The sequence below is a fragment of the Thalassovita autumnalis genome (genome assembly GCF_001458255.1).
In the GTDB taxonomy this organism is placed as follows: Bacteria; Pseudomonadota; Alphaproteobacteria; order Rhodobacterales; family Rhodobacteraceae; genus Thalassobius; species Thalassobius autumnalis.
In genome coordinates this window covers 63,467-75,427 of the sequence record NZ_CYSB01000028.1, presented here as the reverse complement: position 1 = coordinate 75,427, position 11,961 = coordinate 63,467, and the positions used below count along the sequence as shown (strand labels likewise).

10 protein-coding genes are annotated in these 11,961 nt (G+C 61.2%); 1 reads left to right on the top strand and 9 read right to left on the bottom strand.

Annotated elements, in window-relative coordinates:
* The first annotated feature begins 76 nt into the window (after positions 1-76).
* Positions 77-1,042, top strand: a complete 966-nt coding sequence (locus tag TL5118_RS10190) for an NADPH:quinone oxidoreductase family protein (RefSeq protein ID WP_058242367.1) — start codon at positions 77-79, stop codon at positions 1,040-1,042.
* 289 nt (positions 1,043-1,331) lie between these two features.
* Here the strand turns inward: TL5118_RS10190 and TL5118_RS10185 are convergent, their stop codons facing one another.
* The 9 genes from TL5118_RS10185 to TL5118_RS10145 all read right to left on the bottom strand — a co-directional run bounded on the left by TL5118_RS10185 (position 1,332) and on the right by TL5118_RS10145 (position 11,949).
* Positions 1,332-2,999: a DUF4139 domain-containing protein gene (locus tag TL5118_RS10185; protein WP_058242368.1), complete on the bottom strand. Its 1,668-nt coding sequence runs from the start codon at positions 2,997-2,999 to the stop codon at positions 1,332-1,334.
* A 104-nt stretch (positions 3,000-3,103) separates the two neighbouring features.
* On the bottom strand, positions 3,104-4,126 hold the full coding sequence (locus TL5118_RS10180) for an aspartate-semialdehyde dehydrogenase (protein WP_058242369.1): 1,023 nt from the start codon (positions 4,124-4,126) through the stop codon (positions 3,104-3,106).
* Between the two features lie 218 nt (positions 4,127-4,344).
* Entirely contained in the window at positions 4,345-5,085 is a 741-nt protein-coding gene (locus tag TL5118_RS10175; RefSeq protein WP_058242370.1) for an SDR family oxidoreductase, read from the bottom strand.
* Positions 5,082-5,534 (bottom strand): acyl-CoA thioesterase, encoded by a 453-nt coding sequence (locus TL5118_RS10170; protein WP_058242371.1) that lies wholly within the window; start codon positions 5,532-5,534, stop codon positions 5,082-5,084. The genes TL5118_RS10175 and TL5118_RS10170 overlap by 4 nt, the downstream gene beginning before the upstream one ends.
* A gap of 5 nt (positions 5,535-5,539) precedes the next feature.
* Positions 5,540-6,994, bottom strand: a complete 1,455-nt coding sequence (locus tag TL5118_RS10165; protein ID WP_058242372.1) for an aldehyde dehydrogenase family protein — start codon at positions 6,992-6,994, stop codon at positions 5,540-5,542.
* A gap of 24 nt (positions 6,995-7,018) precedes the next feature.
* Positions 7,019-8,608 (bottom strand): ABC transporter ATP-binding protein, encoded by a 1,590-nt coding sequence (locus TL5118_RS10160; protein WP_058242373.1) that lies wholly within the window; start codon positions 8,606-8,608, stop codon positions 7,019-7,021.
* Entirely contained in the window at positions 8,605-9,420 is an 816-nt protein-coding gene (locus tag TL5118_RS10155; protein WP_058242374.1) for an ABC transporter permease, read from the bottom strand. The genes TL5118_RS10160 and TL5118_RS10155 overlap by 4 nt, the downstream gene beginning before the upstream one ends.
* Positions 9,417-10,364: an ABC transporter permease gene (locus tag TL5118_RS10150; RefSeq protein ID WP_058242375.1), complete on the bottom strand. Its 948-nt coding sequence runs from the start codon at positions 10,362-10,364 to the stop codon at positions 9,417-9,419. The genes TL5118_RS10155 and TL5118_RS10150 overlap by 4 nt, the downstream gene beginning before the upstream one ends.
* Before the next feature lie 103 nt (positions 10,365-10,467).
* Positions 10,468-11,949 (bottom strand): ABC transporter substrate-binding protein, encoded by a 1,482-nt coding sequence (locus TL5118_RS10145; protein ID WP_058242376.1) that lies wholly within the window; start codon positions 11,947-11,949, stop codon positions 10,468-10,470.
* Positions 11,950-11,961: the final 12 nt, after the last annotated feature.

The following is an 11,961-nucleotide window of genomic DNA, read 5'->3' as shown; positions in this document are numbered from 1 at the left end:
TGTGTGGGCGTGTAAAACGCTTGATCGGAGGTGGCCTGAACGGCAGCCTGACGCGGTGAAGAGAGGGAGAGAGTTGATGAAATCGGTGCAGTGCAACGCCTTTGGACCGCTGGCGGATCTTGTTGTGGCAGAGGTGGCCGAACCAGTGCCCACAGGGCGGCAGGTGGTCATCAAGGTGGAGGCGGCAGGGGTGAACTACCCTGACGGCCTGCTGGTGCAGGGTCTTTATCAGATGCGGCCCGAACTGCCCTTTACCCCGGGGATGGAAGCCGCTGGCGAGGTGGTCGCGCTGGGGCCGGACGTGAGCAATGTGAAGGTCGGCGATAGGGTCGGTGCGGTGCTGCAGCTGGGCGGATATGCCGAACAGGCCGTGGTGGATGAACGCGCCACTTTCCCCATTGGCGATGCGGATGCGGCGGAGACTTGTGCGCTGCTGGTCGCCTATGGCACCTCGCATCACGCGCTGAAACAACGCGCAGCCCTGCAAGCGGGTGAGACGCTGGTGGTGCTGGGCGGGGCCGGGGCAACAGGTCTGGCGGCCATTCAGATCGGCAAGATCATGGGGGCAACGGTGATCGCGGTCTGTTCCTCGGCCGAGAAGCAGCAGATTGCCCGGGACGCGGGTGCAGATCATGTGATTGGCTATGACGCCCTCAAAGAAGACATCAAACGCCTGACCGATGGCAAAGGTGCAGATGTGGTTTTCGATGTGGTGGGGGGCGCTGCATTTGACGCCTGTTGCCGGGCAATGGCGCGCAATGGCCGGTTGCTGATCATCGGCTTTGCCAGCGGTGAGATCCCGAAATTCCCGGTCAACCTGGCGCTGGTCAAAGAATTTGCTCTGGTCGGGGTGTTCTGGGGCAATTTCACTCGGGCGGAACCAGCCGTCTACGCTGACAATATGCAGGAGTTGATGGGGTGGTATCGCAGCGGGCAGATCAAACCGCTGATCGAAGGCCGCTACCCGCTGGCCGAGGCTGCGCAGGTGCTGGAGCGGATCCTCAATCGGGGCGCGGTGGGCAAACTGGTGTTGGCGCCCTAACCATAGTGTAATCAAGCCTCAACCAAATTGGGCGCGCCATGCGGCGCGCGCTCGATACCTCGTCCTTCGCCTGCGGCGGCGTCCTCGGGTGGGGTGTCGTGCGCGGGGAAGGTGCGGGCAAAAAGATGCCCCCTGCAAAGTGGGGCCAAGCAGGGGGCCTCTCCGTTTGCGGATGGTGTGTGTACCCCGAACCGCAAACGAAGCTTCATCTGATTCTGGTTAACAAAACCTTTCCATGGTGTGAAAACCTCGTGGTCCGTTTGGCTTGTGTGCCAGTTTCACTGGGGGTTTACCGTGGGATCAGCTCCATCTCACCCGGCCAGCTGATGCGTTGGTTGAGTTTGATGATCTTTTCCGCCCCCGCTGCCAGCGGAAAGGTCCAGGCGAGGACGCCGCGCCGCCCGTCGAGGTCAGTTTCGCTGGGCTCGGGCAGGGTGCTCCAGGTGATTTGCAGATCGTCCTGTTCGCCGTAAGGCACCCGGTCAATCAGGCGCATATCCCAGGCGCGGTTGGTCAGGTTATCCACGGTGATCCGGATTGCTTCGGTACGGTCATTGGATTTTGACAAGATGCCACGATCGCCCTGATTTCGCGTGACCTCACGGCGCAGCTGCAGGCCTTCGATGGGGCCGAAGGGTAGGCGCAGATCATCACCGGCGGCCAGCATCGGCTGATCAAAACGGCCCACCAGTTCGCCATCCAGGTAGAGCAGGGTTTCAGGTGAAGGCAGGATTTCTTCGCCGCTGTCGTTCAGGATCTTGGCGGTGAGAAACGCAGTTTGATCGTAAAGCGGCACCGCCGTTGCTTCAATCGTGGCCTCAAAGCTCAACGTGCCCAGCGACAGTTTCGCGGCATCCGCCCCCGTGGCAATGCTGACCGGCTGTGGGTAGGGGTAGGTGAGGATCAGCCCCCCGGCCAGTGCCACTGGCGGCGCCATGACCACGGGTTCAGCTTCGGCCACCTCCAGCATTGGGGCGGCCATATCTGCAAAGGCGGGGGCTGCGGACTCAGATCGCACCTTGGCCAGAGCGCGATGCGGCTCCACCAGTTGGCGGAAGTCGCTGTAGACCTGACTGGCGGCGACCTTACCACTGGGTTGGCTGGTGGAGAGGGTCAGCGAGACATCCTGCCAGTTTTCACCGGAATTCTGTTCGACCAGCGCGCCGCGATCGAGCTGCAGCAAACCGCTGTCAAGCGTGAGGGAAGCATCGTTGACCGGGCGCCAGCCAGCGGCATCGATGAAATAGCTGATTTCCAGCGTGGCTTCACTGGCGGCGGATGCACTGGCGGCGACCTCAACCAGCAGCACCTCATCCTGACCGCGCACCAGCGCATCCAGCGCTTGCTGCGCCTTATCGACCGCCTGTTGCAGCTCTGGCAGATCACGCGACAGCTGGCGGGCTTCGGCATCAGCTTCGAGTACGGCCTGACGCGCGGCGAAGGTTTCTTCGCCCATCATCCGGGCGATATCGCGCAGGTCTTCGGCGCTTAGGCCTGAGAGGGCATCGCTTTTGGTCAGACCACGCAGGAATCCGATGGCGGTGTCCGCCGCTTCTTTGCTGAGCTGCAGGCTGCGGATGTCATCCTGATGGGCCTGCAACTCCTCACGCGCGGCCTCAAGGCGGCGTTCGGCAGCGGCGCGGGCGGCATCTTCGACCTCGGCGCGGGGGGGCACAAAGTCATCGCGCAGGGTGACGGCCCCCAGCTGCGCACCGGTCAGCTTTGCCCGGATCCCGTCAAGCGCCACGCTTTGCGGCAGATCCAGGACCTGCAGCTGGTGACTGCCTGCGGGCAGATCAAACTGGGCGGTGCGGGTCACCTTGGCGCCGTTGGGATAGACAATCACATTGGAAATCTGGCTGGTCAGCTGAAAGGTCTCAGCCAGGGACACGCTGGGCAGCAAATTAGCGGGCAGCGAAGCCAGGGCGGTGCTCAGCAAAAAGGGAAGGGCGCGCATGAAATCTCTCCTGATCAAGTGCGACCATGGTGAAACCCTGCACCCCCTAAACGCAAGAGGGCGCCCATCAGGACGCCCTCAAGTGGTGATAATCAGCCGATGGATCAGCCTTTTTTCAGAACCTCACGGCCCAGCAGCTCAGCGATTTGTACCGCGTTCAGGGCGGCGCCCTTGCGCAGGTTGTCGCTGACGCACCACAGGTTCAGGCCGTTTTCAACGGTGACGTCCTGACGGATGCGGCTGATGAAGGTGGCGAAGTCGCCGACACATTCGATCGGGGTCACGTAGCCACCGTCTTCGCGCTTGTCGATGACCATCAGGCCGGGGCTTTCGCGCAGGATGTCGCGGGCTTCATCTTCGTCCAGGAACTCTTCGAATTCGATGTTGATCGATTCCGAATGGCCGACGAAGACCGGAACACGCACACAGGTGGCGGTCACTTTGATCGCGGGGTCGACGATTTTCTTCGTCTCAGCGATCATTTTCCACTCTTCCTTGGTGTCGCCGCTGTCCATGAAGACATCGATATGCGGAATCACGTTGAAGGCGATCTGTTTGGTGTAGACCTTCGGTTCCACTTCCTGGCCGGGGACATACATGCCCTTGGTCTGGTTCCACAGCTCATCAATCGCATCTTTGCCCGAGCCGGAGACCGACTGGTAGGTCGATACAACGACGCGCTTGATCTTGGCGCGATCATGCAGCGGTTTCAGCGCCACAACCATCTGCGCGGTTGAGCAGTTGGGGTTGGCGATGATGTTTTTGTTTTTGTACTGGTGCACGTCCTGGGGGTTCACCTCAGGCACGATCAGCGGGATCTCAGGATCATAGCGGTAGAGCGATGAGTTATCGATCACCACACAACCAGCGGCTGCCGCTTTCGGCGCGTATTGCTTGGTTGCGGTCGAGCCGACAGCAAACAACGCGATATCCCAGCCAGTGAAGTCAAAGGTGTCCAGGTCTTTGGTCTTCAGGGTGGTATCGCCGAAGCTTACTTCGGTGCCTTGAGATTTGCGGCTTGCCAGCGCAACGATCTCGTCAACAGGGAACTGGCGCTCGGCCAGGATGTTCAGCATTTCGCGGCCCACGTTGCCCGTGGCGCCAACGACGGCGATTTTGTAGCCCATTTGGCTCACTCCTTAAGGTTTGGACAGGGCGCTCTTAGCGCAGCAAACCAAAGGAAAAAAGGGGATTCGCGCGGATGTGATGAACTATATTGTATCGAAACATCGCCCCTTTTGCGGTGGGGCGGGGGGATTTGCCTGCCGGACTGGCGACGAATTCTGCAACAGCGGGATAGGGTTGCGCCCGTTTCACACTGGGAAAGGGCGCAACTTCGTTGGTTTTAGATACAGCGGCCGCCGTCCACTTCCATGGCGACGCCAGTGACCATGCCAGCCTCATCCGAGCAGAGGAAACAGGCGGCATTGCCCATATCCTCGGGGGTGGAGAAGCGACCGATCGGGATGGTCGACAAGAACTTGGCGCGAATCTCAGGCGTGTCTTCGCCCATGAAGCTGGTCAGCAGCGGGGTTTCACCGGCCACCGGGCAGATGGCGTTGACGCGGATGCCTGCCGGGGCCAGTTCAACGGCCATGGTTTTGGTCGCGGTGATCATCCACCCTTTGGAGCTGTTGTACCAGTTGAGGTTCGGCCGCGGGCTGAGGCCAGCGGTGGAGGCCACGTTCAAAACGGCGCCTTTGCCCGCCGCCTTCATCAGCGGCACGGCGTGTTTGGCGGTCAGGTAGACTGACTTGCAGTTTACCGCCCAGACCCGGTCAAATTCATCCTCGGTCACCTCTTCCATCGGTTTGGGCAGATGGGTGATCCCTGCGTTGTTGACCAGAATATCGATGTCGCCCATCTGCGCACGTGCAGCGGCGACCATGGCGGCCACATCGGCGTCTTTGGACACATCCACCTGTTGGGCGATGCCGCCCACCTCGGCGGCCACGTCGCGGGCCAGATCCATGTTCAGGTCAGCGACCATCACATTGGCGCCTTCCTCAGCAAACTTGCGTACAATCCCGGCGCCAAAGCCGGATGCGCCACCCGTTACGATGGCGGTTTTGCCTGCCAGTCTCATGTTGTTTCTCCTTCCTCCGCTGGCGCAAGGCGCAGCGTCTCCAACTTGTCTTTGATATCCTCGGGGATGGCGATGGCGCGGCGCGCCTCCAGATCCATCAGCACTTTGGTAAATCGGCCTTCAAACACCAGCTGTTCTGATCCGTCAGACCGGCTGCGGTAGATCCGGTGGCGAAACACCATCGACTTGGTGCCGATAGACAGCAGCCCGGTGCGCAGATGGATGCAATCACCGGGCAGCAGCTCGGCCTTATACTGCGCCTGCATATCCACCACGGCGATGCCCAAGCGTCGGCCACCCAGTATATTGTCTCGGCCCAGCCCGACATGGTTCATCATGGCAAAGCCCGAGTCTGAGACATAGGCGATGTAGCTGGCGATATTGGCATGGCCTAATGTATCACATTCGCTGGCCGCAACCACGCGGCGGCCTGTTTCGATCTCAGCCATCTGTGTTACCCGTGAAAGGCGGCGACGGTTTTCAGGGTGGTGAAGCCATAAAGCGCCTCAAACCCTTTTTCGCGGCCATGCCCTGATTTGCCGATGCCGCCAAAGGGCAGTTCCACCCCGCCCCCGGCACCATAGTTGTTGAGGAAGACCTGACCGGTGCGTATCGCCTTGGCCAGACGCATCTGGCGGGCCCCGTTCTGCGACCAGACCGAGGCGACCAACCCGTAATCAGTGCCATTTGCGATGGCCACGGCTTCCTCTTCGCTGTCAAAGGGAATGACGACCTGCACCGGGCCAAAGACTTCGTCCTGCGCCAAACAGTGATCAGGCGTGACCCCGGCAAAGAGGGTGGGCTGCACGTAGTTGCCGCCATCCGGTGCGTCCTGCAGCACGCCCTGCGCGGCGGTTTCCAGATCCTTGCCCTGATCGAGGAAGCCTGAAACCAGCCCCTTTTGCTTGGCTGAGATCAGCGGTCCCACATCCAGATCAGACATCGCTTGACCAACCCGCAACTCGCCATAGCGGGCCGCCATCCGCTCAACCACCTGATCGTATACCGAGCGATGCGCCAGAATACGCGACGAGGCCGAGCAGGTCTGGCCCGCGTTCTGGATACCAGCGTTCACAAGGAAGGGCAGCGCCGCATCCAGATCGGCATCTTCAAACACCAGTTGTGGGGATTTCCCACCCAGTTCCAGCGTCACCGGAATGACGTTCTGTGCCGCCGCCATCTGTACCTGAACCCCGGTACCAACTGAGCCGGTGAAGCTGACGTGATGCACGCCGGTGTGGGCGCTCAGCGCCGCGCCAGCCTCAGACCCCAGCCCCGGCACCACGTTCAGTGCACCATCGGGCAGACCGGCCTCCTTGGCGAGATCGGCGAAGGCCAATGCGGTCAGGCAGGCATCCTCGGCCGGTTTCAGCACACAGGCGTTGCCGGTGGCTAGTGCCGCCCCGACTGAACGGCCAATGATTTGCATCGGGTAATTCCAAGGCACGATATGGGCGGTCACCCCGTGGGCTTCGCGCATGGTGTAGACGGTGTAGCCGTCCAGATAGGGGATGGTTTCGCCGTGCAACTTGTCGGCGGCACCGGCATAGAATTCCAGATAACGGGCCAATGCGATGGCGTCCGCGCGGGCCTGTTTCAGTGGCTTGCCCACGTCTAAGGCTTCGATCCGGGCCAGATCCTCAACCCGGTCCAGCACCAGCTGGCCCAGACGGTACAGGATGCGCCCCCGTTCAACCGCAGTGACCTTGCCCCAAGCGCCCTGCCAGGCCCGGTGCGCCGCGTCCACGGCGGCGTTAATATCCGCCGCACCACCGCGGGCAATCGCGCCAATCTCTGCCCCGGTGGAGGGGTTCGAGAGTGGCAGCGTCTGGCCGGAGGCAGGGGCCACCCACGCCCCATCGATCAGGCATTTTTCAGGGTCAAACCACAGGTTCAGCGCATCACTCATCGTCTTGTCCTTCGTCTTGTCGTCTCACGCCACATCGGCCGGCAATACCGGCGCGGCGGCGATCAATTCTTTGGTGTAGTCATGCTGCGGCGCGTCAAAGACCGCCTGCGTCTCACCCTGTTCCACAATCTCACCGGATTTCATCACCAGCACCCGATCGGTGATGGAGCGCACCACTGACAGATCGTGGCTGATGAACAGGTAGGTGAGCCCAAAGCGGTCTGAGAGGTCAGCCAGCAGGTCCAAAACCTGCGCGCGGACTGAGACATCGAGGGCTGAAACCGCCTCATCCAGAATGATCAGATCGGGTTTGATGATCAGCGCGCGGGCAATAGCGATCCGCTGACGCTGGCCGCCGGAAAACTCGTGGATGTATTTATCAAGGTCGTCAGCGGTGAGGCCGACGCTTTCCATCGCCTCAACCATCGCATCCTGCAATGCCTGCGCTTTCGGCGGCTGGTCCAGCAGATGCATCGGTTCACAGATCAACCGGCTGACCTTCCAGCGGGGATTGAAACTGCCGTAGGGATCCTGAAACACCACCTGCATACGGCGGCGTACGGCGCGGTTGGGTTTCTTACCGCTGAAGACCGGCTGGCCGTCCAGCAGGATCTCCCCACCCTGCACCTCCTCCAGCCCCAGAATGGCGCGGGTCAGGGTGGATTTGCCACAACCCGACTCGCCCACAAGGCCCAGACTTTCGCCCTTGCGGATGTCGAAGCTCACGCCCTTCACCGCCTTCAATTTGCTGGTTTTGCCCAGCCAGCCGTTGGCATGGAGCGTGTATTCCCGCACCACATCCCGCACGCTGAGCAGCGGCTGGTCCTGCGCGGCACCCTCACGGTCCGGCACATGGGTGGAGGCTGCCAGCAGCGCCTTGGAATAGGGGTGCTGCATGTCGCGGAACAGGGTTGCGGCCGGGCCACTTTCGACCACGCGGCCTTTTTGCATGATGACAATCTCATCCGCCAGATCCGCAACCACCGCCAGATCATGGCTGATCAGCATCAGGCCCATCTGATCCTCGGCCACCAGCCGTTTCAGCAGCTCAAGGATCTGTGCCTGCGTGGTCACATCCAGCGCGGTGGTCGGTTCATCCGCGATCAGCAGTTTGGGGCGCAGCGCGATGGCCATGGCGATCACCACCCGCTGGCGCTGCCCCCCGGACAGTTCAAACGGATAGCGGCTGAGCGGGAAACGATCCTGCGGCAGTTCTGCCCGGGCCAACGCCTCGGCGGCGCGTTCCAGCGCCTCAGCCTTGCTGACGTTTTCATGGATCAGGATGGTTTCGGCCACCTGATCGCCAATGGTGCGGATCGGGTTCAGCGCCGTCATCGGTTCCTGAAACACCATGCCCACGTCGCGCCCGCGCATCTGGCACAGCTGCGTCTCAGAAAGCGCCAGAACGTCCTGTCCCGCCACAGTGACCTGCCCCTCACAGGTCGCCCCATTGGGCAACAACTGCATGGCGGCAAAGGCGGACATGGATTTTCCAGACCCGCTTTCGCCAATCACCCCCAGGATCTGCCCTGGTGCGACCTGCATCGACACATCGTGCAGGATCTGACTGCCGTGGATACTCAGGTTCAGCTTCTCGATCTTCAGAAGGCTCATGACCGCGCCCTCCGCAGTTTGGGGTCAAACATATCGCGCAGCCCGTCGCCCATCAGGTTCAACCCCAGCACTGTCAGCAAGATCGCCAGACCGGGGAACAGCGCCATATGCGGGGCAAAGGAAATCATCGTCTGGCTGTCCGCCAGCATCCGCCCCCAGCTGGCGGTCGGCGGCTGCGCGCCAAGGCCAACATAACTCAGGCCCGCCTCAGCCAGGATCCCTAGCGAAAACTGGATGGTGCCCTGCACGATCAACAGGTTGGTGACATTGGGCAGGATATGTTCAACGGAAATCCGCGTCGCGCCTTTGCCGGCCACACGGGCGGCCATGACATAATCACGGGTCCAAAGGCTCAGCGCGCCGGAGCGGGTTAGGCGGGCAAAGACAGGGATGTTGAAAATACCAATGGCGATGATCGCGTTGACCGCGGAGGCACCAAAAACGGCCGTAATCATGATAGCAATCAGCAGCGAGGGGAAGGCAAAGACCAGATCGTTGCCACGCATAATCAGCTCGTCCAGCAGCCCGCCTTTGCGCGCCGCCGCCGTCAGGCCCAGTGGCACCCCCAGCCCCATGCCGATGCCCACGGCCACCAGCGCCACCGCGATGGAGGTGCGCGCGCCCACCATGATCATGCTCAGGATATCGCGGCCAAAGTGGTCCGTGCCCAGAGGGTGCGCCGTTGAGGGCGTTTTGATCTTGTTGGCAATATCCAGAACGGTCGGATCATAGGGCGTCCAGAGGAAGCTCAGCACCGCCATGCCAGCAAAGATCGCGGTCAGCACACCGCCCAGCCAAAGGTTCCGCATCAGCGCCGTCCCCGCAACCGGGGATCTACGATGGCATAGGCCAGATCCACCAGAAAATTCACCACAATCACCGCAAAGACCAAGAGCATCACAACGCTTTCCACCACGATCAGATCGCGGGCCGAAATGGACTGGAACACCAGTCGCCCAAGACCGGGCAGGAAGAAAACGTTTTCAATGATGATCGCCCCCGCCAGCAGGAAGGAAAACTGCAGCCCGATGATGGTCAGCACCGGGATCAGCGCATTGCGCAGCGCATGCCGCCACAGCGCCTGACGTTTGCTTAGGCCTTTGGCACGGGCGGTGCGGATGAAATCTTCGGATAGGGTGTCGAGCAGCGATGACCGCATCACCCGCGCCAGAATGCTGGCCTGCGGCAGCGCCAGCGCAATGGCTGGAAGCGTCAGTGATTTCATCGCCAGCAGGAAACCGGCGTCCCAGCCGACAAATCCACCGGCGGAGAACCAACGCAGGTTGATGGCAAAGACCAGCACCATCAGCATGGCAAACCAGAAGTTCGGGATCGCCACGCCCAGTTGCGTCACCCCCATCACGGTCACATCCACTGGTGAGCCGCGTTTGGACGCGGCCCAGATCCCAGCCGGGAAGGCAATCAAGGTCGAAAGCGTCAGCGCATAAAGCGCCAGCGGCAGGGAAATCCACAGCCGCTCGCCGATCATCTCGGCCACCGGGGTGCGATAGGTATAGGAGGTGCCGAAATCGCCCTGCAGTAGGCCACCGGCCCAGCTGAGATAGCGTTCTACCACGCTGCCGTTCAGCCCCAGTTCTTCGCGCAGGGCGGCCAGCGTGTCTTCCTGTGCGTTGATGCCCAGCATATAGGCCGCCGGATCCCCCGGCACGACCTCAAGCGCCAGAAAGATCACCAGCGAGGCCACCACGAGGCTGACCGCCAGCGACAGCAACCGTTTCAACAGATAATGCAGCATCGGCGCCGCTTCCCTCCAAGGGACGTGGGCCCCTGTCTTTCAATGTTCCAAAAATACTCACATCCCCGGCGGCCACACACACAGCCGCCGGGGTGGGGTCAACTTACTCCCAGTAAACGCCGGTCAGATCGGTCGCCTGGGTGGGCGCGTCTTTCCAAAGGCCCTTCACCTTGGCATTGGCCACGGTGGGGTAGGCCAGCTGGAACAGGTAGCCGTTCACATAGTCGCCCGAAATCGTCTCCTGTGCGGTCGCCAGCAGTGCCGAACGTTTGGCCGGATCGGCCTCCACACCCAGATCAGCGATCAGCTGCTGGAAGCTGGGATTGTCATACTGGAAGTAATAGTCCGGACGGGCATAGATGCCGATGTCGAAGGGCTCGGTGTGGCTGACGATGGTCAAGCCGTAATCCTTGCCGCGGAACACCTGTTCCAGCCACTGCGCCCATTCCAGGTTGCTGATTTCAGCCTCAATCCCTACGGCGCGCAGCTGGGCAGCAATGATCTCACCACCGCGACGGGCGTAGGAGGGCGGCGGCAGTTTCAGCGTTGTTTTGAAACCGTCGGCATAGCCCGCCTCGGCCAGCAGTTCCTTGGCCATCGCTGGATCATAGGCGCTGTTGCCGGTCAGATCGACGTAATCGGGGTTGTGCGGCGCAAAGTGGGTGCCGATGGGGGTGCCATAGCCGAACATCGCGCCATCAATGATGGCCTGACGGTCAATCGCATGGGCCAGCGCCTTGCGGACCTTCACATTGTCAAAAGGCGGCATCTTGTTGTTGGTCGACAGGATGGTTTCACCCTCGGTCGAACCCACCAGCACCTGGAAACGTGGATCGGCTTCGAACTGCGGCAGGTTTTCCGGCGCGGGGAAGCCGACAAAGGCGTTCACATCCTCAGCCATCACGGCGGCAAAGGCGGCGGTCGGGTCCGAGATGAACTTGAAGCTCACCTTGTCCAGTTTCGCTGGTGTGCCCCAATAGGCGCCGTTTTTTTCCAGATCGATCTTGTCGCCCTGCACCCAGTTGGTGAACTTGAAGGCGCCGGTGCCGACAGGGTTGGTCTTGATGTTCTCAATGCTTTCTGGCGCCACGATCACCGCATCGCCCCAGGCCATGTTGAACAGGAAGCTGCCGTTGGGTGCGGCCAGCGTGACCTTGACAGTCAGCGGATCAACCACCTCGACGTTTTCGATGCCTTCAAACAGGGCCTTCTGCGCGTTGGCGCTGTCTTCGGCGCGGGCGCGATCCAGTGAGAATTTCACGTCTTCGGCGTCCATCGCCGAACCGTCATGGAAGGTCACGCCTTCGTGCAGCATGAAGGTGTAGGTTTTGCCGTCTTCCGAGATCTCCCAGCTTTTGGCCAGACCGGGGTTTACGGAACCGTCCGAACCGAAACGGGTAAGACCTTCAAACACGTTGGAATAAAGCACCGAGTCGATGGCGCCTGCGGCGGCCGATGTCGGGTCCAGATGTGGCGGCTCTAGCTGCATGGCCACAACGATGTCGGACTTGGCCATGGCCAGCCCGGCGCTGGCCGCCAGCGCCGCTGCGCTGAGGAGGCCAAGTTTGAAAGTCTTGGTCGTCATTTCGTATTCTCC

Coding starts and splice junctions, on each gene's coding strand:
- TL5118_RS10190 (WP_058242367.1), top strand. CDS start 77: ATGAAATCGGTGCAGTGCAACGCCTTTGGACCGCTGGCGGATCTTGTT.
- TL5118_RS10185 (WP_058242368.1), bottom strand. CDS start 2,999: ATGCGCGCCCTTCCCTTTTTGCTGAGCACCGCCCTGGCTTCGCTGCCC.
- TL5118_RS10180 (WP_058242369.1), bottom strand. CDS start 4,126: ATGGGCTACAAAATCGCCGTCGTTGGCGCCACGGGCAACGTGGGCCGC.
- TL5118_RS10175 (WP_058242370.1), bottom strand. CDS start 5,085: ATGAGACTGGCAGGCAAAACCGCCATCGTAACGGGTGGCGCATCCGGC.
- TL5118_RS10170 (WP_058242371.1), bottom strand. CDS start 5,534: ATGGCTGAGATCGAAACAGGCCGCCGCGTGGTTGCGGCCAGCGAATGT.
- TL5118_RS10165 (WP_058242372.1), bottom strand. CDS start 6,994: ATGAGTGATGCGCTGAACCTGTGGTTTGACCCTGAAAAATGCCTGATC.
- TL5118_RS10160 (WP_058242373.1), bottom strand. CDS start 8,608: ATGAGCCTTCTGAAGATCGAGAAGCTGAACCTGAGTATCCACGGCAGT.
- TL5118_RS10150 (WP_058242375.1), bottom strand. CDS start 10,364: ATGCTGCATTATCTGTTGAAACGGTTGCTGTCGCTGGCGGTCAGCCTC.
- TL5118_RS10145 (WP_058242376.1), bottom strand. CDS start 11,949: ATGACGACCAAGACTTTCAAACTTGGCCTCCTCAGCGCAGCGGCGCTG.